This window comes from Pseudomonas sp. VEM90 (assembly GCF_054611535.1).
The window spans coordinates 36,271-60,618 of record NZ_JBTRAR010000012.1; the positions used below are offsets into that span (position 1 = coordinate 36,271).

Here is a 24,348-nt window from a genome sequence, read left to right on the forward strand (position 1 = left end):
TCGGCAACTGGCGTGTGCTCACCGATTTCAGCCAGGAAGCCTTGCATGTTCCGCATGACCACTTTGGCGCTGCTCGTTGGCAGCGCAACCTGTGCCTGGGCGCAGGATGACACCCTGACCCTGCCAGCCAGCAATGTCACGGCCACAGCCAATCAACCCAAGGAGGCAACCAGCCTTGACCTTGATCGCCCCATCGAAAGCGGCTCGCGGCTGAACCTCAGCGCCAGGGAGAACCCCGCTTCCATCAGCGTTGCCGACCGCAAGACCATGGAGCGCATCGGCGCACGTAACTTCCAGGACGCCGCCAATGCACTGCCCGGGGTTAACGCCTCGGCTCCGCCCGGCTGGGGCGGATATGTGTCGTACCGAGGGTTCAACGGTGCCCAGATCAGCCAGTTGTTCAATGGCATCAATTTGCAGTATGGCGGCGCGGCGCGCCCGGTGGGCGCCTGGATCTACGACCGCGTCGAATTGCTCGGCGGGCCATCCTCATTCCTCAACGGCAGCGGCGCTGTCGGTGGCAGCCTCAATTTCATCACCCGGCTGGCAAGCCGTGACGAAGACACCTTCGAAGGGCGCGTCAGTTATGCACGCTACGACACCATGGAAACGTCGGTCGCCTTCAACAAGGCGCTGAACACGGGCGACGGCCCGCGCCACTATGCCCGCCTCGACTACAGCCGCACCAGTACCAACGGCTATATCGATCGGCAGGAGAATGGGGCCGGCAACCTGGCTTTCTCGCTGCTTAGCGACATCAACGATCAGCTCTCGCACACGCTGGCCATCGAATACCTGGAAGAGCAAGAGGACAGCCCCTACTGGGGCACACCGGTATTGCAGCCACTGGTCGGTACCTTGCACATCGACAAGCACAACCGTTTCAACAACTACAATGTCGAAGACGGTCGCTACGAGCAGCGCACCCGGTGGCTGCGCTCGATCACCGATTACCGCTTCGACGACAACACCCAACTGCGTAATACCTTCTACCACTACAACGGCCAGCGCGATTACCGCAATCTCGAGGTGTATCGCTACAACGCCGACAACAGCGCCATCGCTCGCTCGGGCGGCTATCGCCAGCGGCACGACCAGGAGGTCAACGGCGACAAGCTCGAGCTGACCCACCAGGGCCAGTTGTTCGGCCTGGCCAGCGACTGGGCGTTCGGCATGGACTACAGCACCAACCAGCAAACCAACTACCCGCTGTCCAAGGGGGCATTCGACACGGTTGACCCGAACGGCTTCGAACCCGGGCACTTCCTCGATATCCCCGGTATGGACGCGCCCATGACCAAGGGCAGAACCACCACCACCGACACCACCTCGGCCTTCGTCGAGAACCGTACCCGCCTGACCGATCAACTGTCGTTGATCACCGCGTTGCGCTACGACCATATCGACTTCGACGTGGTCGACCATGTGGCGCGAGCCAGGCTGGACCGACGCTGGGACGCCATCACCGGTCGCCTGGGCCTGGTCTATGACCTGACCTCCAACGTCAGCCTGTACACCCAATACAGCACCTCGGCCGAACCACCAGGCGGTACCCTGACCAGCGCCTCGATCAGCCAGGTCGGCGACTTCGACCTGAGCACCGGCCGTCAGGTCGAAGTAGGCAGCAAGTTCGACTTCCTCGACGGCCGCGGCTCGGCCACGGCAGCGGCGTATCGCATCGTGCGCAAAGATATCTCCGTGCCCTCCTCGACCGTGCCCAACACCACCGAGCAGGCGGGCCAGCAGACCTCCACCGGCATCGAGCTGGCAGCCTCGTTCAAGGTCACGCCCAAGCTGCTGGCGGCAGGCAACTTCAGTTGGGTGAATGCCGAATACGATGAATTCAACGAGACCATCGGCGGCGTGGTGTACTCGCGCAAGGGCAAGAACCCGGTCAACATCCCCGACCGCGTGGCCAACCTCTGGTTGACCTACGACCTGGCGCCCGGCTGGCAGGTCGGGGCCGATGCCCGCTATGTCTCATCGGTGTACGCCAACACCGCCAACACCGCATGGGTACCGTCGTACACCGTCTACGGGCTGTCCATGACCCACGACCTGGACAAGCACGTGCAAGTCAGCGCGCGGCTGCGCAACCTCACCGACGAGGTGTATGCCCGCTTCATCCACCAGACCAACACCCAGTACTACCTGGGTGAACCGCGCAGCCTCGAAGTCGCTGTGCAGTGGCGCTACTGATGAGCGTGAAGCGCCAGCTGTACCTGTGGCACCGCTGGCTGGGCATCGTCGCCTGCCTGTTCATGGCGCTGTGGTTCGTCTCCGGGGTGGTCATGCTGTACGTCGGCTACCCCAAGCTGACACCGGCTGAGCGCCTCGCCCACCTGCCGGCTTTGCCGGCGGGGTGCTGCGCCGAGTTGCCCGAGCATTGGGCGCAACAGCCGCTGAAGGCGCTGCGCCTGACCAGCCTGGGCGGGCGCGCGCACTACCTGCTGGAACTGGCCGACGGTCGTCGCGTCATCCTCGATGCCGCCAGCGGCGAACCTCTGGCTCGGGCCGACGCAGCCTGGGCCCTGGCCAATGCCCGGCAGTATGCTGGTGACGCTGGGTTGGCTTACCTGGGCACCGTGGACGAGGACATGTGGACCCACTCCAGGGCATTGGATGGCGACCGCCCCTTGCATTATGTGCAGGTAGACGATACAGCCGGCACCTGGCTGTACCTGTCCAGCCGCACCGGCGAAGTGGTGCGTGACGCCACCGCCCAGGAGCGTGCCTGGAACTGGGTCGGTGCATGGCTGCATTGGCTCTATCCGCTACGGGGCGGGTTCGGCTTCGACAACGGCTGGCGTACCCTGGTGATCGGCCTGTCCCTGGGCGCAACGGTCATGGCGCTCCTGGGCATGACCGTTGGCATACTGCGCCTGCGGCTGCGCAAGCGCTATCGCAGCGGCTCGTGCAGCCCCTACTCTGGCGGCTGGCTGCGCTGGCACCATATTGGCGGGCTACTGTTCGGCACGGTGCTGGTGCTGTGGGTATTCAGCGGTCTCATGTCGATGCGCCCCTGGGGTGTGACCGACAGTCGTTCGCAGCTGGCCCCCCAGGCGCTACGTCAGGGGCCGCTACGCGCGATGGATATCGGCCAGACGGTTGCCCAGGCCATGGCCAGCCTGGGCCGGGAGCCTGGGTTCAACCCTGTCGAAATCCAGTGGCAACGCCTGGGCGGCGACACCTTCCTGGTTGCCCGCAATGCCGCCGGCGATAGCCGGATTCTGGAAGCCGGCGCGCCGCCGGCGCGGGCATTGTCAGAACAACGCTTGCTGACAGCAGCCCGTGCGATGGCGGCAGGCGTCGAGGTACAGGCCAACTGGCAAGGGCACTATGACGCCTACTATTTCACCCGTGACGCCCAGAGCATGTACGGCTTCCAGAGCCGCCCACTGCCGGTACTGCGCCTGCGCTTCAACGACCCTGCCAGCACGTGGGTCTACCTCGACCCGGCCAGTGCAGAAGTGGTAGCCAGCCACGACGCCAGGCAACGCACCGGTCGCTGGCTGTTCAACCTGTTGCACAGCTGGGATCTGCAGCCACTGCTGCAAAGGCCGGTGTTACGCGAAGGCCTGATCATCGCCTTGAGCATCGGCGGTCTGGTGGTTTCACTCAGCGGCGTCGTACTAGGCTGGCGAAGGCTACGCAGAATGACCACTCGAGTTCGCGGTTGAGCCTCCTTTCGTGTTTGGCAGCGGCCTGAGCGATTGCCGCTGATCACTGAAAAAACAAAAGCCGGGACGGTAATGCGCCCCGGCTTTTGTTTGACCCGATGAAAACCCTGCCAAGAGTAAAACACCGGATCAACTTCAACGTAGCACGGCACCTGCAAGCCGCCACCCTGCGACAGTTCGCCGCACCCCGCCAGCCAGACCGGTAGATGAAGCCCTGACATCGCACATGCGTCAGAACGTCGCACCTGACAGGGATAACCACGCTCTTAGACTCTGCCTTCCAATAAAAAACCTGAGAGGTCGGTCATGAAGAAAACACTGGCAATGCTTGCTTGCCTGGCAACCGCCAGCCTGGCTCAAGCAGCCCAGGACCCGGAGGCGGTCTTCAACCGCGCCTGCCAGATGTGCCACAACGGGCAATTGCCAATGGCGCCGAAGAAAGGTGACCACGAGGCCTGGAAGCCACGGCTGGCCCAAGGCAACGATGTTCTGGTGAAGCACGTCACCGAAGGCTTCAACGCCATGCCGCCGCGCGGCCTGTGCATGGACTGCACCGCCGACGATTACAAGGCCGTAATCGACTACATGTCCAAGTGATTCGTGCGCCAGGGACGCGCCAGATACTGTGCGCCCCTGGCAACCTGGTCGCACCTAACCATGATGGGCGGCGTTGCTGGACTCGCGCCTCGCCATTTTCAATCACAGCGAACACCGGGCAAAGGATATGCATCGAGCAGCAGGACGTCGCCGCGCACTCAGCTGGGGGATCTACGCCTGCGTGTTGTTCGCAGTGCTGCATTGCGGCATAGGGCATGGTCAGGCCAGCGGCTTGATGCTCAACGGTGCAGGTGGCACTTTTTGTAGCCACTTAGCGACTGCAGCCAGCGCGGTCAGTTTCGACAAAGGGCTCGGCTCCGCCTTGGCTGGCGTATCCACCATCGATTGCCCGCTGTGCAACCATGCGGGCTTGGCCATCACCCTGCAGCTGCTGGGCGTGGCATTCGCCCGACAAGCCTGCAAGCCCTTACTTCCCATCTTCCCCGCCACCTGGCCTCGCCTACGCTGGCCTGCAGCCAATCCCCGTGCCTCCCCCGCCCTGCCCTGAATCAGCCCGATAGCCGCACCACGCCCTTGGCGCCTATTCACATGGGGTGTCGCCGAGTGCGCGGACCACGGCTCGCCTTGCAACTTTTGCATTCAGGAATACCCAGAGCAATGAAGAACAAGACAATCTCAGTGATTTCACCCTGCAGGGCATTCGCTGGGAAGAGCAGCTGCGCCCCTGGCAAGGCGGCGAAGTGGCCTTGGGCCTGGACATCGACGAGAGCAAGGGCGAAGTCCACTTCAAACGCATCGCCCCGGCGCCACAAGCGAAGTTCGACGCGCCCACCCTGCGCGTGACATCGCCGCACGTCGCCGTCAGCCATGCCTTTGCCCTCAACGACACCTGGACCCTGACCCCGTCGGCCGGCGTACGCACGTATGAGCACAACGTGTTCGACAACGCCACCGCCCCGCACGCAGGCCTGCTGCTGTCGTCGAACAATGTCGAGTTCCGCGCCAACGCCTCGCGCGGCATCAACTACCCCGGCCTGGAAGCTTCGGTGATGTCGAGCCTGATTCCGGCGCTCGGCGAAACCTGGAAAGACCTCAAGCCCGAGAAAGTCGACCACCAGGAACTGGGCGTGCGCTTCAACCCGATCGACAGCGCCACCCTCGACCTGGCGGTGTTCAAGGACAAGCTGCAGGACCGCTACCTGTTTGCCTTCCCACCGTCGGTGTCGCGCCCGTCGTATATCAACCTGGGTGATTACAACATCAAGGGCGCCGAAGCCACCTGGCAGCAACGCTGGACCAGCAACTGGAGCAGCTTCGTCGGGTTCACCTGGCTCGACCCTTCGCTCAAGACCCTGCCCTACGCACCGCAGAAATCGCTGTCGCTGGGCACCACCTACGAAACCGGGCCGTGGCGCCTGTCGGCTGATGCGCAGTACCAGAAAGACATGTACGTGCTGGCCGAGGAACGCACCGCCGGCGCCAGCAACTTCTCCAAGGTCGACAGCTTCACCGTGGTCAACATGCGCGTAGGTTATGCCGTACCCGCACTGGGCAAGGTCGGCGAAGTGTTCGTCGCCGTGGAAAACCTGTTCGACCGTGACTACGCCTACCGCACCAACTACCCGATGCCCGGCACTTCGGCGCAACTGGGTGTGAAGATGGGCTTCTGAGCCCTCCCCTGACGCTGCCGGCCTGCACCGGCAGCCCTTTCAAGGAATACGCGCATGAAAGCACCGATTCTCGCCCTGCTGCTAGCCTGCAGCCCACTGCTGGCCGTGGCCGATACCGCCAGCGAGCAGCAGAGCATTCAGCAACTGATGCGACACAACTTCGAACGCCCCGACGCACCGCTGGACGTTGGCCCGGTCACCATCCAGGGTGACCATGCAGTGGCCGGCTGGCTGCAGGATCAGCGCGGCGGCCGCGCACTGCTGCGCAAAGGCCACCACGGCTGGCGCGTGGTGCTGTGCGCCGGCGATTCGCTGCTCAACCCGGCGACCCTGCGTGGCGCCGGCCTCGCCGAGCAGGACGCCAAGCAGTTGAGTCAGGCAGTGCGTCAGGCCGAAAGCAACCAGCCGGTCGATCGGGTCAAGCAGTTTGCCTTGTTCCAGGGAGTGGTCAAAGTCGACAAGGATGCCGCTCACGGCAATCACTGATCTCCTTCACCAAGGGCCGGCACTCGCTATCCGCAAGCCGTCGGCCCTTTCGTCGGCAACGCCATCGCAGCGACTGGCATGCGGCTCGCCCTGATGGACGAAAAGCGTTCGGGCTGGCGAGGCCAGCGATGCACCTGCCCTGGCCTCGCGGCTACGCCTGCCGATCTCACCGGGTGCCGAGCAAGCCGTATTGATAACGCCTTGGCTTTTTCCCCGCGCCCACCTACAGGATCGGCCTGGGGCTGTGCTGGAGGCTCTCCGCGACAGCGACCTGAAACAGCCGATTCCGGCTCCTGAGACCGGCGCCTACCGTATAAGCCAGTAACATCGGCATCAGCACGCTGGCGAAGATCAGCATCATCCCCATCGTCTTTTCGCCACTTGCGGCATTCCACACGGTCAGGCTGGCCGACAGTTGCACGCTCGAAGGTACGATGAAGGGGAACAGTGCAACGCCGACAAAGCACAGCATCGCCGCGATCGTCAGCGCGCTTGCGACCACCGCCAGACCTGCGCGCCCCCGGGCTGCGGCGCACAGGCTCAAGATCGTGCCGCCGACGGCGAGCACTGGCGCCAAGATAGCTGCAGGCCATGCACGGAAGTTGGCCTGCCAGCCGGTATTGCCCGGCAGCACCACCCACTGGCCCGGTATGCACAAGGCAGTAGAATGGCCTCCACCGGCAAGCGTGTACCCGCGCAGGTCTGCCGCCAACCAGAGTGCAGCCGTTGAAAAACTGATCAAGAACACGACCCCAGCGCCACATGCCAGTTGGCGTGCGGCCGGGCGCAGGCTGCCGGCACCCCGCAGCATGGCCCAAGTGGCGCCCAACTGGCAAAGCATGCTCAGGCTGACGAGCCCCACCAGCAGCGCGAAAGGCCTGAGCAGCCCGGACAACGTGCCATGAAAATGACTCACTTGCCCTGCACAGCGACTGAATGGCATACCGAGCATCAGGTTGCCGAGCACGACTCCGATCAGCATCGCGGGCATCAGCCCGATAACCTGCGCAGTCCAGGTTCGCAGCGGGCGGGCGGCCTGCCCACAGGGTTCACACATCAACACAAGCACGCCGATTAACCCACCCAGGCCAGGCAGCCAGCCGACCGTAGGCCAGGCCGCCGAAAGCGAGCAGGACAACGCCAGCAACCACAGCAGCTTGATGCGCCTGGGCAGGCTCGCGGGTCGATCCCGTTGCAGTCCCGCTCCGCTGTGCCCCTGCATGAATGGCAACAATACCCGCGCCCCCAAGTCCAGGCCTTCGACTATCACCAGGCCGATCAGCAATGCGCCAATCAACAGCCACCATATGAATTTGAGCAGTTCGTGATCCATGGCTGGCTCTCCTGCAGGCAAGAAAACGGCCCGTCCGTTTGGTCGGCCGCTGTCGCGCGCCTGTACTGCACCGTGGATGGAAAAACGGCAAGGCAGGCACCCGGACATGCTAGGCGCCGGCAGCGACGGCCCCAACTGCGACATTGCGCCACACACCCAGGCACGTGCCCATGACACGGGCGTCTGCATACTGCCCCGGCGCCTGGTGTGACGGTCTGTCGCAGCCTGCGCGGCGTAAAGGCCTTAGCAGCGCAGATCGTGGGCTTGCCCGGTCGCGGGCAGGTCCAGCAGCTGTTGCTGCACCTCACTCTCGGCCTTTTCTACCAGCTCAAGAATGAGCCGGCAGCGCGCCAGATAACGCTTGCCGGCTTCGGTCAGCGCGATGCGTCGGGTGGTGCGGTTGAGCAGGCGAATGCGCAGGTGAGCCTCCAGGCTCGACAGCATCCGGGAAACGCTGGCCGTGGTGGTGTCCAGGTATTCGGCCGCACCCGTCAGGCTGCCAGCCTGAACCACGCAGTTGAACGCGCGCATGGCTTGAAGTACATCCATCGTCGGTAACCTCATGTTGGAGCTTGGGCAAAGGGTGCAAGGACGGCGGACGGCCGCCGTCAACTGATCAAGGTTTAGCCGGGCACCGGCAGCCAGCGCCTGAAGCTACCTGCGCCTTTGCCATCGAGCGGGCTCCAGGAGAACTCCCAGGGCGGTGGTGGCAAGCACTCACCCTCCTGGGCCGTGAACGGGGCCGAACGGAACCCCGGCTTCCACTCCACGATCCGTTCGATCATGGGCTGCCACGCGAGGATCAGGCCACGGGCCTGGGACACATCGGTCGTTACCCAGAGCGCAGCCGCCGCCACCATGAACGCCTCGATATGCTCTTCGGTCACCCGAGCCTGGTACGGTGAGTTCAGCAACCAGCGACAGACACTGATGTAGTAGGTCCAGTCGAGTGCCGGATGATGCCGATATGCCCAGGTCATGAAGCGGCGGAACAGTTCCAGTCCCTCTGGCGGGTCGAGTTTGAGCAGGCCCGGGCAGACATCGAACAAGGTATGCCAATAGGGCAGCAGGCGTGCGTCGAGGTTGACGAAACTGCGGGCATTGCAGGGGTAATCAGGAAACGGCAACAAAAAGTCGCCGTTGCGCGACGTGCGAACAGAGGGCTCCAGCGAAGCTGCAGCAATCGTGGTACGAGACATCATGTGCTCCTGTGTACCGATAGCCATTGCCAGGCCGGCGCCCTTGCGTACAAGAGCGTGGCCTGGTGTCCTTGTCAGGTCATCCGTTCGCTACCGGTGAAGCACGGGGATTGATCGACGGCCAGCGATGCCGCGGCGAGCGCGCCGAGGCAATCACGGGCTGGCCAATGGGCAATGCGGGCCTCACCAGCGCGGGCAAGGTCAGGCTGGCCGGTAACGGCGCCGGCCCTCCCTGGGCGCAACAACAGTGTCCGGGGGCGGTAACCTTTGCGCTGGGATTACCGTCCTTGTCCATCACAACCGGCTGCACACCGCCGGACGAGCACCAGCTACCCGCCAGCAGTTGCGCCAGGTTGAGCTCGCCCACGGTGCTGGCCATCGGCAAGGCCAGCACCTTGAGCAGCATCGCCAGCAACGCGGCAACCCAGAGGTTGTCCCAGGTGCGCGAGCGAAGGCCGCAACGAGTCACGGTCACGCCTGGCCGGTTAGCACAGGCGTGGAGATGCCATGGGGCATGAGGGTCACTCTCCAACGACGGTAGGGTCAGTTGCCGGGCCCATCACGGTATGCCCAAGGGCATACCTCACGGACGCGGCACCCGGAAGGCGGGCGCAATCCCGCTCCAGCGCCAAGGCGCAGTCGAGGTCAGAAAGGTGAAGCGCGGGGGTTGGACGAGGGCCAGCAATAGCGCGGTGGCGCCTGGCTACGCACCTCGCGCGAGCTCGGCCGGCGCACGGCGACGGTCAGCAGCCAGGCGACCGCAACCAGAAAGACCAGCACGAGGAAAGCCGCAGCGCCCATCGGGCAACTGAACGGAATACTCAGATCGCCAGCCAAGGCACCATCCTGCTTGGCCTGCAGCTGCGCAGTGTCGCCCCCCAGGCTACAGAAGGCACCGCCGAAACCATTCAGTGCCAAGCCCAAAGCCTGCCCGTGGGCAAGGCCACAGGAAAGCACATTGAACAAGACACAGAAATACAGTGCCCAGGCAATGAAAGGACGGTGGGAAGGTGGACGGTTCATGGCCGGCGACTCTAGCACCGATCACCGCCCCATTGAAGCCTGACCTTCGCTCCCCCTGCGGTGCGACACCCCGTCACACCCTGTCCAGACACGCCGCTACCGCTTTGCCTGCCGGCAGACAAGGACAGATTGTCGCAGTTGGTCGCACCCGGCGCCGTCCTTAGAGTGGCGCCGCCACCGCAGTGGCCCTTGAAAAAACCGATTCCCCCAACCGCAGGGCCGGCCAGGACCCGGACGCTGCTTCCAAAAACCGGCGCCCCGTAGCGCCGCCCCCGTGAGGCTTTATCAGCATGAGCGTGCCCGAGGCGCTAGACCTGGCTCGAATCCAGTTCGCTTTCACTGTTTCCTTCCACATCCTGTTCCCTGCCATCACCATCGGCCTTGCCAGTTACCTGGCAGTGCTCGAAGGGCTGTGGCTTCGTTCGAACCAGCAGGTCTACCGTGACCTCTACCATTTCTGGTCGAAGATCTTCGCCGTCAACTTCGGCATGGGCGTGGTGTCCGGCCTGGTCATGGCTTACCAGTTCGGCACCAACTGGAGCCGATTCTCCGATTTCGCCGGTGCCATTACCGGCCCGTTGCTGACCTATGAAGTGCTCACCGCGTTCTTCCTGGAAGCAGGCTTCCTTGGCGTCATGCTGTTTGGCTGGAACCGTGTCGGCCGTGGTCTGCACTTCTTCTCCACGGTGATGGTGGCGCTCGGCACGCTGGTCTCGACCTTCTGGATTCTGGCCTCCAACAGCTGGATGCAGACGCCCCAAGGCTATGAAATTGTCGATGGCCGGGTGATTCCGGTGGACTGGCTGGCCGTCATCTTCAACCCCTCATTCCCCTACCGGCTGATGCACATGGCCACTGCCGCATTCGTTGCGACGGCGTTCTTCGTCGGCGCCTCGGCGGCCTGGCACCTGCTGCGCGGGCGTGACAACCCAGCCATCCGCAAGATGCTGTCGATGGCCATGTGGATGGCCCTGATCGTGGCCCCGGTGCAGGCGGTCATCGGCGACTTCCATGGGCTTAACACCCTCAAGCACCAACCGGTGAAAATCGCGGCGATCGAAGGTCACTGGGAGAACAAACCTGGTGAACCGACCCCTCTGATCCTGTTCGGCATCCCCGACATGCAGGCCGAAACCACCCGCTTCAAGATCGAGATCCCCGCCCTCGGCAGCCTGATCCTGACCCACAGCCTGGACAAGCAGGTACCGGCGATGAAGGCGTTCCCGCCTGAAGACCGGCCCAACTCGACCATCGTCTTCTGGTCGTTCCGGATCATGGTCGGCCTCGGCTTCCTGATGATCTTCGTCGGCCTGTGGAGCCTGTGGTTGCGCAAGCGCGGCACGCTCTACACCTCGCGCCCTTTCCTGTACCTGACACTGTGGATGGGGCCGTCGGGACTGATCGCCATTCTCGCCGGCTGGTTCACTACCGAAATCGGCCGCCAGCCGTGGGTGGTGTACGGCTTGCAGCGCACTGCCGATGGTGTGTCGAACCATGACGCCACCCAGCTCAGCATCACCTTGGTCGCGTTCGTGGTGGTCTATTTCGCCCTGTTCGGCACCGGCCTCGGCTACATGATGCGCCTCGTGCGCAAAGGACCAAAACCTGGCGAGGGCGACCAACACACCCCAGGCGGTCCAGGCCAGCAACATACACCGGCACGGCCGCTGTCCGCCGCCGACGATTATCAGGCAGAGGTGAACTGACATGGGCATCGACCTTCCACTGATCTGGGCGGTGATCATCATCTTCGGCGTGATGATGTATGTGGTAATGGATGGCTTCGACCTGGGGATCGGCATGCTCTTCCCCTTCGTCAAGGACGCGCGTGACCGGGATGTGATGATGAACACGGTTGCCCCGGTATGGGACGGCAACGAAACCTGGCTGATCCTCGGCGGTGCAGCGCTGTTCGGCGCCTTTCCGCTGGCCTACGCGGTGGTGCTGGAGGCGCTTTACCTGCCGCTGATCCTGATGCTGATCGGCCTGATATTCCGGGGCGTGGCCTTCGAGTTCCGTTTCAAGGCCAAACCCGCCAAGCGCCACCTCTGGGACAAGGCCTTCATCTGGGGCTCGCTGGTCGCGACCTTCTTCCAGGGGGTTGCCCTGGGCGCCTTCATCGAAGGTATCAAGGTGGTCGAGCGCAAATACGCTGGAGGCGCGCTCGACTGGCTCACGCCGTTCAGCCTGTTCTGCGGGCTGGGCCTGGTGGTCGCCTACACCCTGCTCGGTTGCACCTGGCTGGTGATGAAGACCGAAGGGCCGCTGCAGCAACGCATGCACGATATTGCCAGGCCTCTGGCGCTGGTACTGCTGGTAGTGATCGCCGTGGTCAGCCTGTGGACACCGCTGGCCTACCCGCAAATCGCTGCGCGCTGGTTCAGCCTGCCCAACCTGCTGTGGTTCATGCCGGTGCCGATCCTGGTGCTGGTGACGTGTTACGGGCTGCTACGTGCCGTGGCACGCAACGCGCACTACACGCCGTTCTTGCTGACCCTGGCCCTGATTTTCCTGGGCTACAGCGGCCTTGGCATCAGCCTGTGGCCAAACATCATTCCGCCGTCGATCAGCATCTGGGAAGCCGCAGCGCCGCCCCAGAGCCAAGGCTTCATGCTGGTGGGCACACTGTTCATCCTGCCCATCATCCTTGGCTACACGTTCTGGAGCTATTACGTGTTCCGCGGCAAGGTGACCCATGAAGACGGCTATCACTAGGAGCACTACGTGATGACACCCAGTGTGAAGCAACCGATGTGGCGCCGCCTGGCCTGGCTGGTGCTGATCTGGGCAGGCAGCGTTGCGGTGCTGGGTCTGTTCGCTTGGCTGACCCGACTGTTCATGATGGCCGCCGGCATGCGCAGCCATTGAGCCCTTAGCGTGGTGCGCCTGCGACAAAATGGCGCACCACGGAACTTGTACAGCCCGCAACGGATGCGGCTTAATGCGCGCCATATTCGCTCGGGTGACTCATGCTTTCACGTGCACGTGCACATCTTTGTCTGTTCGCCTGCCTCGCCGTGCTGTTCAACCTGCTGGCGATGCCGCTTGACCGTGCCTTGCAATCACCCCGCATCGACAGCCAATCGCTGATTCTCGGCAGCTTTTGCAGCCTGCACGGTGCACAAAGCCTGCCCAAGTCACTGCTGGCCCAGCTCAAGGCCGAGCTGCCGCAACTCAACGATCAGCCGGACATGAAACACCAGGCGGGCGACTGCTGCTGTGGCCATGCCGGGCATGCCTTGCTGACCAGCGACTATTATCGCCACCTGTTCCCCCGCTACTGGCCCGACGCACTGTTGCTCAGTAACAGCCACAGGCTGTCGCTGCCGCGCGAACAGTGGCCAAAGCTCAACCCCCGCGCCTCTCCCCTGGCCTGACCTGTCGTTGCTTGCCCACGGCTGCCCCGTGACCTGCGGTGCGCAGCCTTGCCCGACTGTCTGACCAGGAAACCTTCCATGCCTGCGTTCCGTTGCACCGCACGCGCTGTCCTGCCCGTGCTCGCTGTGTTCAGCCTAAGCCCGCTGTCACTGGCCGTTGCCGAAACTTTGCCCACTGAAAACTCCACCCTCACCCTTGGCGCGGTCAACGTGACCAGTACCGAAAGCGGCCCGCTGACCACCAGCAGCGTGCTCAGTTCGGTGGACATCCTGGGGGGCGATATCCTCGAAAAGATGCCCGTGACCTACAGCTGGGAACTGTTCAGGCGCGCGCCAGGGGTAATGCTGACCGAATTCAACCAGGGCACCACCTCGGGCAAACTGTCGTTTCGCGGCTTCAATGGCGAAGGCGAAGTGAACGCGGTCAAGTTGCTGATCGATGGCATCCCCAGCAACACCAACGACGGCAACATGCCCTTCATCGACTCGGTGTTCCCCATGGACATCGACAGCATCGAAGTGGTGCGCGGCACCAGCGACCCGCGCTATGGCCTGAACAACATCGCCGGCAACGTCAACATCAACACGCGCACCGGCGGCAACTACAACAAAGCGCGCCTGCGCTACGGCAGCTTCAACACCCGCGAGGTGCAACTGGCCAAGGGCATCGAGACCAGCAACTGGACGCAGAACTACTTCTTCGCCCGCCAGCAGGTCGACGGTTATCGCGACCATGCCGACACCGAACGCTACAGTTTCGGCGGCAAGTGGTTCTATACCCCTGACGATGGCAGCTATCGCCTTGGCCTGATCGCCCGCCACTACGAGTCCGAAGCCCAGGAGGCCGGCTACCTGACCGAGGATGACGCCCGCCATCATCCGCGCATGAGCAATGACTACAACGCCACGGACAAAGGCACGCGGCGAATGAACCAGGTCAGCGTGCACTTCGACACCGACCTGGCCGAGACCCTGTCCTGGTCGGCCAAGACCTACCTCAACACCTATGACGACCGTCGCTGGACGCAGTACTGGCGCACCAGTTCACAGCAGGAACGCGATACCTACGAAGATCAGTACGGCGCCATCACCTCGCTGACCTGGCGGCCACAGGTGGACTGGCTGCACGCCTTCGCGCTGGAGGGTGGCAGCGATGTGCAGAAGCAACAGAACCGTAGCGAGCGCTACCGCACCGTGGAGCGTGTACGCCAGGCGCAGACACGCGACCAGGACTTCGACTTCAACACGGTCGGTGCCTATGTACAGGCGGAGATCGAGCCGTTCGAATCGCTGAAGATCGTGCCGGCCTACCGGGTGGACAAGATCAGTGGCGACTTCACCAACAAGATGACCGGGCAGGACTACGACATCAACGACTACGGGTTGATCAAGCAGCCCAAGCTCAGCATTGTCTATTCGCCGTGGAAGTTCGCCAGCGTTTACGCCAACTGGGGCCGCACCTTCCAGGTCGGGACGGGCGCCGCAGCCTACAAGGTGCCGCCGCGCAACGAGGACCTGGCCCCGTCGATCAACGAAGGCTGGGAAACCGGCGTCAAGTTCACCCCGGCCAGCTGGGTCGATGGCCGCGTGGCCTATTGGCGTCAGGACGCCTCTGGCGAAGTGAGCCGTCGCCTGAACGACCCGAGCGGCGAGTCGGACAACGTCGGCGAAACACGCCGCTGGGGCTATGACCTGCAGGTCAACCTGCACCCGGACGAACGCACCGAGGTGTGGATGTCCTACTCCTGGCAATACTCCAAGATCCTTGAGCCCAGCAGCGCGTTACCAGGCAGCAAAGGCCAGGAAATCGATCACGTGCCACATCACCTGTGGAACACCGGCATCAGCTACCAGGCCACCCCTGCCCTGCAATTGACGGCCTGGATGAATGGCCAGACCAACTACTACCTGGAACGCGAGAATACCCAGGGCCGGTATGGCGGTTACGTGCTCACGAACCTTGGCGCGACCTACAAGGTCAACGAAACGGTGAGTGTCGACCTGCAGTTGAAGAACCTCACCAACCGCTACTACGAGTACGTGTGGTACGACCCGGACGGTGCGGATGCTTCCCTGCACTCCCCGGGTGACGGTCGTGCACTGTATGCCGGCGTGACGTTCGATTTCTGAAAGCCTGCACGTTGGTCGGCGCCAGTGGTTCGGGCAACGCCCTAAGCTGCCTTGGCTTGCTCGACCACTTGTTGGCCGTCGCGATCGATTGGCTTTCGAATTGCCGGAAAACAGGCTATGTTCGTGATACGGAACTTGCGAGGGAAACCTGGCCTTCGGCCAAGGAATGGATCCGCGCAACGACATGAAATGCGGAAAACGTCGCAGGTGCCGTAGCCGTGGTGATAGCCAGTTCTGCACTGCCACTACCTACCGCAACGCTTTCTGAATCCAGCAATCAAACATGGCGAAGGGCATCACATGTGAACGCCAGGAGGCTTTTCCAAGGCGCCATCAAAGTGCAGGTATCCGCTACCGGTCACGAGTGGCGTCACCAGCCATGACAAACCTTGATCCTCATGATGATATAGCGCATTACGTCCGGACGGATCGGCTCGAACAGCTGTTCGTCCAGTCAGCGCCTGCGGTGCTTGGCAGCTTCCTGGCCGCCGTAATGCTGTGCTGGTTGGGCTGGGAGCGTTTCGACCAGCAAAGGGTCATCGTCTGGATGACGTTATTGGGCCTGTCGACCGGCGTGCGTGCCGCCATGTTCTTCGCCTATCTGCGAGCACCGGCCAACCAGCGCACGGCCGAACGCTGGGAGTGGCGTTACTGGGTCACGCTGATGCTGTCGGCGGCTATCTGGGGCTGGGGCGCCTTTGCCGTAATGCCCGCCGACGACGCGCTGGGGCAGACGCTGATCATGCTGTTTGCCGTGGGCATGTCTGTCAGCGCGGTGTCGTGCTACTCCTCTTACCGCAACATGACCCTGGTGTCGATGGGCCTGGTCTTGCTGCCTTCTACGGGCTGGCTACTGCTGCAACCTTCCACGCTGCAACAAGGGATAGCCTTGGCGGTATTGGTGTTTGCCTGGTTCGTGGTCAGCGCGACGCGAAGCCTGTCCTCGGCATTGACGACGGCCTGGCGCCTGAAACACGAAATGCAACGCGCGCATCGACTGGCCATGGTGGCCTCGTGCACGGACGAACTGACTGGCCTGAACAACCGACGTGCTTTTTTCGACAACGCGTCGACGCAACACGCCCGGTGCAAGGACGCAGGTGCATTCATGGCCGTGTTGATGCTGGACGTCGACTATTTCAAACAGATCAACGACACGTTCGGGCATGCCGCAGGCGACCAGGTGCTGCAGCGCATCGGTGCAGCGATCAGTGCCAGCCTGCGTGACAACGACATTGCCGGCAGGCTGGGCGGCGAGGAGTTCGCCATCCTGCTGCCCAATACGCCGCCAGACACGGCGATTGAGGTTGCCGAGCGCCTGCGGGCCCTGATAGCCAAACTGCGTGTAAATGAGCAACACCCGGTCACCGCAAGCATAGGTTTAGCGTTCGCGAAGGCCCCTGCCACTGAGCTCAGCGCCTTGCTCAGCAGCGCAGACAGCGCCATGTACCTTTCCAAGGTATCGGGCCGTAACCGGGTCACGGTCGCCGAACCGGGGCAGGAGGCATTGCGCAAGCAGCACTAGCCCATCCAGGGAGTTGCTATGCAGGGTCCTGGGCCGCAGTCTCACCCGCCTCCGGGCGTTGCGTGCGGGTTCGGTGTTTCAGCAGCGCACGTGCCGCCAACGCCGCGAGCACCAGCCCCGGAGCCGCGGCCATCAGCAGCCCCCCCGCACCTGCGCCTGCTGCAAGGATCTGCCCAGCCGCCAGAGGGCCGGCCATGGAACCCAGGCGCCCCACCGCCACCGAGGCGCCCAAGCCCGTCGCGCGCACCTGGGTCGAATACAGCGTAGGCGCCAGCGCGTACAGCACCAACTGGCCACCAATGGCGCAATACCCCGCAGTGAACCCGGCCAGCAGCATCAGACCAAAACTGCTCGACAGCCCCAGCCCTGCCAACGACGCCAGCATGCCGGCGTAGGCGATCAATACCGCCCGCCCGGCAAACCCACGGTCCATCATCCGACCGGTCAGGAACGATCCAGCCGCCCCACCCAGGTTGAACAGGATCTGCACGGCGCCCGCCTGCGGCCGGCTGAAGCCTTGGCCGATCAACAGCGACGGCAGCCAGTTGAGCAGCATGTACAACACCGTCAAGGTGAAGAAACATGCCACCCACAGCAACAGCGTGCGGCTTGCCTGCTGCGGCCCGAACAATTGGGCAAGCACACCCTCACTGCCCGCCTTGGCAACGCCTTGGGCACGGAATGCCTGGGACTCTTTCAGCCAGATCATCAACACAAAGGCGATCACGATCGGTGCGATGCCGCCGACGTAGAACACCGTACGCCAGCCGTCGCCCACGCCGGCCATGCCGATCAGCGACGCAACCGCCCCGCCCAGCGGTACACCACAGTAAGTCAGGCTGACCGCTGTGCTGCGCAGACGCTCGGGCGCCGCCTCGCTGGCCAGGGCGATCAGGATCGGCAACGCCGCCCCCAGCCCGAGCCCTGTCATCAGCCGCGCGATCAACAGCGAATCGTAGGTCTGGGCATGGGCGGTCCCTAGCGAGAAGCCGCCAAACAACAGCACCGCCACGATCAGGATCGCTTTGCGGCCCAAGCGGTCTGCCAGCCAACCGCCGATCAGCGCGCCGGGCAGCAACCCCAGCAACCCGGCACTGAATACCCAACCGAGCATGGCCGGAGTCAGGTTGAATGCCTTGGCCATGTGCGGCGCGGCGATGCCGGTGGCCTGCAGGTCCAGCCCTTCCAGCAAGGCAACGAGAAAACACAAGCCGATGGTGAGTACGGCCTTGCCCGATGATGCAGATGAATGATGCATGTGTGGCCCTCTGTTGTTGTTGTCGGTCGGGTGTTCAAAGGCGGAACGTGGCACGTACGGTGACGAACGACGAGTTTTCGCCGCCGGCATCCTTGATCGCCGAGCCAACGTCGTAATACTTCAGGTCAAGGTCCAGCGTCAGGTTGGGAGTGGCAAGCCAGCGTGTGCTGGCGCGGTAGATGGTACCGACATGGCGCCCCGTGCCACGGGTGTTGGCCAGCATGCTCATGCCGGGCATGTACACGCCGTCTTCCTCACGCTGTTTCCACACTTGGAAGATGCCCGGCTCGATACGCAGCGTGCGCCAGGGCGAGAAGCCGAAGGTCGGCCCCACCACGATGATGTTGCTCAGGGTGGTGAGGCTGGCTTCGCCATAGACACCATTGCGTGGGTAAAGCGGGTCGAAAGTGCCGACTTTTCCGTCGCCCAGGTCACTGTCGCCACTCGCGGCATCGATGCGCATGCCCAGGCGCGGTTGCCAGGGATGGATGAAGGTGAAGCCGCTGTCGCTCGACAACGCCCAGGCGCGGATCGACGCGTTGCCCAGATGGCCGGTCTGCCCGACGAGGTTCCAGCTCCAGTCCAGTGCCTGATGGCGGCCGAACAGCCGCGTGCCGAAGGTGTAGCGCTGCTCGTCACCCGACTCGCCGGCCAGGCTACGGTCGTCGGTTTCCAGGCCAAAGGCCAACAGGTCCATGTTCCAGGACGCCGACAGCGGCAAGGTACCGTAGAGCCCGTAGAATTTGATGTTGTTGTTGCTGCCGTCGTCCCAACTGTCTTCACCGATTTTCAGCGGGCGCACAGCGAATGCATCCAGCTTGCGTCCGTCCTTGAGGTTGAGGCTGGCGCGCACGCCGTCGAAGCTCAGGCGGATGTTCGGCGAGTCGCGGTAGGTGACCAGCATCTGGTCGCCAAAGCCCATCTCCTGGCGACCTACGCGTGTGGTATAGCGCCCTGCGGCGAAGTCGTAGTTGAAATCGACGAAGGCCTGTCGTACTTCATTGCGGCTTTCATCATTGGGCGAGTACAAGTCCTTGCCGAAGGCGCGGGTATTCTCGACCTGGACGAAGGTACGCACGGCATCGTCGAACAGGTGCAAGTCGGCATGGGCCTGCAGCCGTTGCAGCAGATAGGAATCGTCGTTCAGCCCGCGCAGGCCAAAGAAGGGTTTGTCCGAAGCATCGGCCCGGTAGCGGGCCTCAGCCCCGAGTTGCAGCCAGGCCGACTCTGACAGCCGATGGTAGCGCAGGCCATCGAAGGGGGCCGTGGCCTTGGCGGGGTCGTCGAGAAAGCGGTAGTCCTCGATCCAGCGAGGGGCCCCTGGCCTCCCCGGCCGGCTCTCTTCGAGCGGGCTGGCCGCGTGGGCGGACTGGCACAGCGAAAGCACTATGAGGGGCAGGCATACCCCGTTCAACGGCTTGATCATCAGAATTTCCCTTCACTTGTTTTTATAATTGTTCTTACAAACTGGATAACTCTGTTAACGATTATTTTTGTTAACCATATGCGCCGTCAATAGCGTTCTTTACGTGTACGAGGAATGATCAACATCAAGCGTTCGCTAATCGCACACTTCTGCAGCGCGCGGCTGCGGCATTCATTCATCCGTCGCTAGAATCCAGGGCGCACGGTCTATTCATAGGCCATGCGCTACTTTGAGCCCATTACAAAAACAAGAGTCCCCCCATGAATTGCCTCCGCCCCCTTGCCGCCCTCGGCGTGCTCATGCTCGGTGCCAGCCACGCCATGGCCGCACCAACCGTTAAACAACCAAACATTTTGTTGGTGGTCGCTGATGACCTCGGCTTTTCCGATTTGTCGGCCCTGGGCAGCGAAATCCAGACGCCCAACCTGGACAAACTGCTGGCTGACGGCCGCCTGATGCTCGACTTCCACGCGGCGCCCAGTTGCTCGCCGACCCGCGCGATGCTGATGTCCGGCAACGACCCGCACCTGGTCGGGCTGGGCATGATGTCGGAGACGCGCAAGCGCCTGCCGGCCGGTGCAGAGGTTCGCGCCGGCTACGAAGGCGTGCTCGGTGCCAATGTCGCGACCCTCGCCGAACTGCTGCATGACGCCGGCTACCGCACCTACATCGCCGGCAAGTGGCACCTGGGCATGCAACCGGCCCAGCAGCCACACAACCGCGGCTTCGACCAGGCCTACGTGCTGCTCGAAGGCGGCGCGGCGCACTTCAAGCAGGCCAATATGGACCTGCAGTCGAACTACAGCGCCACCTATCGCCACAATGGCGAGCCGATCGAGCTGCCCGACGACTTCTACTCCACCACCTGGTACACCGACCGCCTGATCGACGCGATCGACCAAGGCAAGGCCAGCAACAAACCGTTCTTCGCCTTTGCCGCCTATACCGCGCCGCACTGGCCGCTGCAGGCGCCGGATGCGTACCTGGCGCAGTACCGAGGCCGTTACGACCAAGGCTACGAAGTCATCGCCCACGAACGCCTGAAGCGCCAGCGTGAAGCCGGCCTGGTGCCCGCCGACTTCCCCCTGCAAGCACAATTGGAAGGTGTGCCGAGCTGGGCATCGCTGAGCGATGAACAAAAACGCCAGTCCGCGCGCACCATGGAGGTATACGCCGCCATGGTCACAGCCCTGGACGCCGAGGTGGGGCGCCTGGTGGAACACCTGCGCAAGACCGGCGAGCTGGAAAACACGATGATCCTGTTCATGTCCGACAACGGTCCGGAGAACGCCACCCGTGTCGATCCCGAGTGGATCAAGGCAAACTTCGATAACCATCTGGACAACTATGGCCGCCGCGATTCGTTCCTGATGATCGGCTCGGCCTGGGCCCAGGTCAGTGCCCTGCCCAGCCGTCGCTACAAGATGACCACCTACCAGGGCGGCATCCGCGTACCGGCCTTTGTCTACTACCCGGCCACCATCAAGGCCGGCCGCAGCGAAGAGCTGGCCAACGTCCGCGACATCATGCCGACCCTGCTGCAACTGGCCGGTGCGCCGATGCCCGGCGTCAACTACCGCAACCGCGATATCGTGCCGCCGCAAGGCACATCGGCGCTGAACTACCTGCAAGGCAAGGACAGCCAGATCCACGCCCATGACGAAGCCATGGGCTGGGAAATCAACGGCAGCGCCTCGTTGCGCAAGGGCCCACTGAAGCTGGTGTGGGATGCCACTGACAGCAAGCCGAGCTGGCACTTGTATGACCTGCACAAGGACCCTGGCGAGCACCACGACATCGGCGCAGGGCACCCCGAGCAGGTGGCGCTGATGCTGCGCGACTGGAAGGCTTATGCCCAGCGCGGCAACATCGCGATCGATGCCGACGGCCGTCCGGCCAGCCCAATCCTGGTCAAGCAGCAATGATCGCTCGGGCAGCCGGCTGCGCAGCACTCGCCGCCGGCCTGCTCGCCGCCTATGCACTGTGGCCACAGGCCCCGGCGCCGGCGCTGCTGTGTGCGGGCTACAGCGGCCTGCCCGCGCAGCGCCAAGGCCCTTGGCGAGACGGCATGGTGCATGTCCCAGGCGGCGAGTTCAGCTTTGGTTCAAGCCGCTTTTACGACGAAGAAGGCCCGCCTCACCCTGCCAAGGTGTCCGGCTTCTGGATTGACGTGCATCCGGTCACCAACGCCCAGTTCGCGAGCTTCGTCAAGGCCACCGGGTATGTCACCCATGCCGAGCGCGGTACCCGAATCGAGGACGACCCTACCCTGCCCGACGCGCTGCGGGTTCCGGGTGCGATGGTGTTTCATCAGGGTGCGGACGTGCTAAGCCCCGGTTGGCAGTTCGTGCCCGGCGCCAACTGGCGACACCCGCAAGGGCCGGGCAGCAGCCTGGTCGGGCTGGACAATCATCCGGTGGTGCAGGTCGCCCTGGAAGATGCCCAGGCCTATGCCCGCTGGGCAGGCCGCGAACTGCCCAGCGAGGCGCAGCTGGAGTACGCCATGCGCGGTGGCCTGACCGATGCCGACTTCAGCTGGGGTAGCACCGAGCAGCCCAAGGGCAAGCTCATGGCCAATACCTGGCAGGGCCAGTTCCCCTATCGCAATGCGGCAAAGGATGGCTTTACCGGTACATCGCCCGTGGGTTGCTTCCCGGCCAATGACTTTGGCCTGTTCGATGCCGGCGGCAATGTCTGGGAGCTGACTAGCACGGGCTATCGGCCAGGCCATGACGCACAGCGCGACGCCTGGCTCGACCCCTCAGGCCCGGCCCTGAGTGACAGCTTCGACCCGGCAGACCCCGGCGTGCCGGTGGCGGTGATCAAAGGCGGCTCGCACCTGTGTTCGGCGGATCGCTGCATGCGCTACCGCCCCTCGGCACGCCAGCCGCAGCCGGTGTTCATGACGACCTCGCACGTGGGTTTCAGAACGATTCGGCAATGAATGGCAACGGCGTGGCGGCCGCGTCGATGGCCGCCACCTGCCGGTCGAGGTCGGGCAGCAGGTAGCTGAGGAAGAACCCAACGCTTTCCTGCTTTTCCCGGCGCTGCGCCGACCCCTCTGGCAACACCTGGATGCAACGGGCGCTGCGGGCCCAGGCGAAGGCCTGCAGCGCCGTTGCGCACAACTGCAGGAAAGCACCCGCGGCGCGGTACGGGAATTCGGGATCGTCCACGGTCATCGACAGCACTTTGACCAGCATTGCCTCCAGCGTGTCGCACGCACTGCCCAACGCGGTGGCGGCTGCGCCAGCGTCCGCAGCGGCCTCGGTACGCAACTCACACAGCAGCAGGGCGAAACCGTCCCCCCCATCGCCCAATACCTTGCGCAGCATCAGGTCATTGGCCTGTATCTCGTTGGTGCCTTCGTAGATCATTGCGATGCGGCTGTCGCGCAAGGTCTGCTCGATGGCAAACTCCTGGGTGTAGCCATAGCCACCGAACACCTGCAAGGCCTGGCTTGCCAGGCTGAACCCCTGCTCGGTGAAGGCCGCCTTGATGATGGGCGTCAGCAGCGCCGCCAATGTCGCGGCCTTCGCCCGTTGTGCAGGCTCGACGGCGGCGTCGGCGATATCCAGCCACTGGGCCGTCCAGTAGGCCAGCGCGCGCATCCCCTCGGTACGCACCCGCAACTCCAGCAGGACCCGCCGCATGGCCGGGTGCAGGTGGATCGGGTCGGCGCCTTGGGCGCCCCCCTTGGCCCGACCCGGGGCAGTCATCTGGCGCCGCTCCAGGGCATAATCGCGGGCCTGTTGCCAGGCCGCCTCGGCATGCCCCAACCCTTGCAAGCCAACATGCAGCCGCGCGGAATTCATCATCACGAACATCGCCGCCAGGCCACCATGGGGCTGACCCACCAACCAGCCGCGGGCGCCCTCCAGGCGTAGTGCGCAGGTGGCGCTGCCACGGATGCCCAGCTTGTGTTCCAGGCCGTCGCAGTACAGCGCATTGCGCTGGCCATCCTCCATCCATTTCGGCACCAGCAACAGCGAAAGCCCGCGGCTGCCGGACGGCGCATCCGGCAACCGGGCCAACACCAGGTGGAGTATGTCGCGGGTCAGGTCGTGTTCGCCGCCAGAGATGAACAGCTTGTTGCCACTGACCGCGTAGCTACCGTCGCCCAAGGGCACGGCGCGGCAGCGCAACAGGCTGAGATCGCTACCGGCCTGGGGTTCGGTCAGGCACATGGTAGGCAAGGTGCCACCGCTGACGATGCCAGGCAGATAGCGCGCCTGCAGCTCGGCCGATGCATGGGTTTTCAGGCACAGGTAGGCGCCGTGGGCAATGCCGGTATACATGGCCCAGCCATGGTTGCTGCCGAACAGCATCTCTTGCAAGGCCGCCTCCAGCACTAGCGGCAGCCCTTGGCCGCCAAGCGCCGGGGCGCATGCCAGGGACGGCCAGCCACCGTCGACATAGGCGCGATAAGCCGCCGGGAATCCGTCCGGGGTGCGCACCTCCCCGCCCGCCATCTGGCAGCCCTGGCGATCGCCCGAGCTGTTCAATGGGGCCAGCACCTGCTCGCAGAAACGGGCCGCCTCTTCCAGTACCTGGGCTGCCAGGTCGAGGTCAACGTCGGCATACGCCGGTAATTGCGCCCAGGCCTGATCGGCCCGCAGCCAGTGTTGCAAGACGAACTGCATGTCGCGCAGGGGCGCCTTCCAGGTCATCGGATACCTCCGG

General features: G+C 63.6%; 22 protein-coding genes and 1 pseudogene. 15 read left to right on the forward strand and 8 right to left on the reverse strand.

Annotated features, from left to right (window positions below):
* Positions 1 to 45: 45 nt before the first annotated feature.
* From ACYCCG_RS13370 to ACYCCG_RS13395, 6 genes are all read left to right on the forward strand, one after another.
* The gene (locus tag ACYCCG_RS13370; RefSeq protein ID WP_129932988.1) at positions 46 to 2,199 is read left to right on the forward strand and encodes a TonB-dependent receptor; all 2,154 of its coding nucleotides are present in this window, start codon (positions 46 to 48) and stop codon (positions 2,197 to 2,199) included.
* Positions 2,200 to 2,204: 5 nt separating this feature from the next.
* Positions 2,205 to 3,680 carry a PepSY domain-containing protein gene (locus ACYCCG_RS13375; protein ID WP_339533541.1) on the forward strand — a complete coding sequence of 492 codons (1,476 nt, stop codon included), beginning with the start codon at positions 2,205 to 2,207 and terminating at the stop codon, positions 3,678 to 3,680.
* Between the two features lie 306 nt (positions 3,681 to 3,986).
* Positions 3,987 to 4,277 (forward strand): c-type cytochrome, encoded by a 291-nt coding sequence (locus ACYCCG_RS13380; RefSeq protein WP_010954210.1) that lies wholly within the window; start codon positions 3,987 to 3,989, stop codon positions 4,275 to 4,277.
* Positions 4,278 to 4,404: 127 nt separating this feature from the next.
* Positions 4,405 to 4,785, forward strand: a complete 381-nt coding sequence (locus tag ACYCCG_RS13385; RefSeq protein ID WP_209965716.1) for a DUF2946 family protein — start codon at positions 4,405 to 4,407, stop codon at positions 4,783 to 4,785.
* 46 nt (positions 4,786 to 4,831) lie between these two features.
* Entirely contained in the window at positions 4,832 to 5,908 is a 1,077-nt protein-coding gene (locus tag ACYCCG_RS13390) for a TonB-dependent receptor domain-containing protein (protein WP_459670739.1), read from the forward strand.
* A 54-nt stretch (positions 5,909 to 5,962) separates the two neighbouring features.
* Positions 5,963 to 6,394 (forward strand): copper uptake system-associated protein, encoded by a 432-nt coding sequence (locus ACYCCG_RS13395; RefSeq protein ID WP_339444235.1) that lies wholly within the window; start codon positions 5,963 to 5,965, stop codon positions 6,392 to 6,394.
* A 223-nt stretch (positions 6,395 to 6,617) separates the two neighbouring features.
* Here ACYCCG_RS13395 and cydB (ACYCCG_RS13400) read toward each other — a convergent pair whose 3' ends face one another.
* Positions 6,618 to 7,727, reverse strand: coding sequence for a cytochrome d ubiquinol oxidase subunit II (gene cydB / locus ACYCCG_RS13400; RefSeq protein ID WP_459670741.1), 1,110 nt, complete (start codon positions 7,725 to 7,727; stop codon positions 6,618 to 6,620).
* Between cydB (ACYCCG_RS13400) and ACYCCG_RS13405 the strand changes: the two genes are divergently transcribed.
* Positions 7,726 to 7,938 carry a hypothetical protein gene (locus tag ACYCCG_RS13405; protein ID WP_209965709.1) on the forward strand — a complete coding sequence of 71 codons (213 nt, stop codon included), beginning with the start codon at positions 7,726 to 7,728 and terminating at the stop codon, positions 7,936 to 7,938. The genes cydB (ACYCCG_RS13400) and ACYCCG_RS13405 overlap by 2 nt on opposite strands.
* A 92-nt stretch (positions 7,939 to 8,030) precedes the next feature.
* Here ACYCCG_RS13405 and ACYCCG_RS13410 read toward each other — a convergent pair.
* From ACYCCG_RS13410 to ACYCCG_RS13425, 4 genes and pseudogenes are all read right to left on the reverse strand, one after another.
* Positions 8,031 to 8,276 (reverse strand): annotated as a pseudogene (locus ACYCCG_RS13410) (LysR family transcriptional regulator); the annotation flags it as partial.
* Positions 8,277 to 8,350: 74 nt separating this feature from the next.
* Entirely contained in the window at positions 8,351 to 8,926 is a 576-nt protein-coding gene (locus ACYCCG_RS13415; protein WP_209965705.1) for a putative natural product biosynthesis protein, read from the reverse strand.
* Positions 8,927 to 9,005: 79 nt separating this feature from the next.
* Positions 9,006 to 9,395 (reverse strand): DUF2946 family protein, encoded by a 390-nt coding sequence (locus ACYCCG_RS13420; RefSeq protein WP_209965703.1) that lies wholly within the window; start codon positions 9,393 to 9,395, stop codon positions 9,006 to 9,008.
* 176 nt (positions 9,396 to 9,571) lie between these two features.
* Complete coding sequence (locus ACYCCG_RS13425) at positions 9,572 to 9,949, reverse strand: DUF2946 family protein (RefSeq protein WP_209965700.1); 378 nt, start codon at positions 9,947 to 9,949, stop codon at positions 9,572 to 9,574.
* 290 nt (positions 9,950 to 10,239) lie between these two features.
* On the opposite strand from ACYCCG_RS13425, the gene ACYCCG_RS13430 reads away from it, so the two are divergent.
* From ACYCCG_RS13430 to ACYCCG_RS13455, 6 genes are all read left to right on the forward strand, one after another.
* Complete coding sequence (locus tag ACYCCG_RS13430) at positions 10,240 to 11,655, forward strand: cytochrome ubiquinol oxidase subunit I (protein ID WP_339444231.1); 1,416 nt, start codon at positions 10,240 to 10,242, stop codon at positions 11,653 to 11,655.
* Between the two features lies 1 nt (position 11,656).
* Positions 11,657 to 12,664, forward strand: a complete 1,008-nt coding sequence (cydB, locus tag ACYCCG_RS13435; RefSeq protein WP_401098599.1) for a cytochrome d ubiquinol oxidase subunit II — start codon at positions 11,657 to 11,659, stop codon at positions 12,662 to 12,664.
* A gap of 12 nt (positions 12,665 to 12,676) precedes the next feature.
* Positions 12,677 to 12,817 (forward strand): DUF2474 domain-containing protein, encoded by a 141-nt coding sequence (locus ACYCCG_RS13440; protein ID WP_209969795.1) that lies wholly within the window; start codon positions 12,677 to 12,679, stop codon positions 12,815 to 12,817.
* 101 nt (positions 12,818 to 12,918) lie between these two features.
* The gene (locus ACYCCG_RS13445; RefSeq protein ID WP_209965694.1) at positions 12,919 to 13,326 is read left to right on the forward strand and encodes a DUF2946 family protein; all 408 of its coding nucleotides are present in this window, start codon (positions 12,919 to 12,921) and stop codon (positions 13,324 to 13,326) included.
* A gap of 78 nt (positions 13,327 to 13,404) precedes the next feature.
* Positions 13,405 to 15,456, forward strand: coding sequence for a TonB-dependent receptor (locus ACYCCG_RS13450; protein WP_339444229.1), 2,052 nt, complete (start codon positions 13,405 to 13,407; stop codon positions 15,454 to 15,456).
* A 466-nt stretch (positions 15,457 to 15,922) separates the two neighbouring features.
* Positions 15,923 to 16,981 carry a GGDEF domain-containing protein gene (locus tag ACYCCG_RS13455; RefSeq protein WP_459670810.1) on the forward strand — a complete coding sequence of 353 codons (1,059 nt, stop codon included), beginning with the start codon at positions 15,923 to 15,925 and terminating at the stop codon, positions 16,979 to 16,981.
* 16 nt (positions 16,982 to 16,997) lie between these two features.
* On the opposite strand, the gene mhpT is transcribed toward ACYCCG_RS13455, so the two are convergent.
* Both mhpT and ACYCCG_RS13465 read right to left on the reverse strand, forming a co-directional pair.
* Entirely contained in the window at positions 16,998 to 18,239 is a 1,242-nt protein-coding gene (gene mhpT / locus ACYCCG_RS13460; protein ID WP_459670747.1) for a 3-(3-hydroxy-phenyl)propionate transporter MhpT, read from the reverse strand.
* Positions 18,240 to 18,273: 34 nt separating this feature from the next.
* The gene (locus tag ACYCCG_RS13465; protein ID WP_459670748.1) at positions 18,274 to 19,665 is read right to left on the reverse strand and encodes an alginate export family protein; all 1,392 of its coding nucleotides are present in this window, start codon (positions 19,663 to 19,665) and stop codon (positions 18,274 to 18,276) included.
* A 260-nt stretch (positions 19,666 to 19,925) separates the two neighbouring features.
* On the opposite strand from ACYCCG_RS13465, the gene ACYCCG_RS13470 reads away from it, so the two are divergent.
* Together ACYCCG_RS13470 and ACYCCG_RS13475 are read left to right on the forward strand one after the other, a co-directional pair.
* Positions 19,926 to 21,590: an arylsulfatase gene (locus ACYCCG_RS13470; protein WP_339533481.1), complete on the forward strand. Its 1,665-nt coding sequence runs from the start codon at positions 19,926 to 19,928 to the stop codon at positions 21,588 to 21,590.
* Entirely contained in the window at positions 21,587 to 22,609 is a 1,023-nt protein-coding gene (locus ACYCCG_RS13475) for a formylglycine-generating enzyme family protein (RefSeq protein WP_459670751.1), read from the forward strand. Before ACYCCG_RS13470 ends, ACYCCG_RS13475 begins: the two co-directional genes overlap by 4 nt.
* Here the strand turns inward: ACYCCG_RS13475 and ACYCCG_RS13480 are convergent.
* Positions 22,590 to 24,335, reverse strand: coding sequence for an acyl-CoA dehydrogenase family protein (locus ACYCCG_RS13480; protein WP_459670753.1), 1,746 nt, complete (start codon positions 24,333 to 24,335; stop codon positions 22,590 to 22,592). The two genes, ACYCCG_RS13475 and ACYCCG_RS13480, sit on opposite strands and share 20 nt — an antisense overlap.
* Positions 24,336 to 24,348 lie beyond the last annotated feature (13 nt).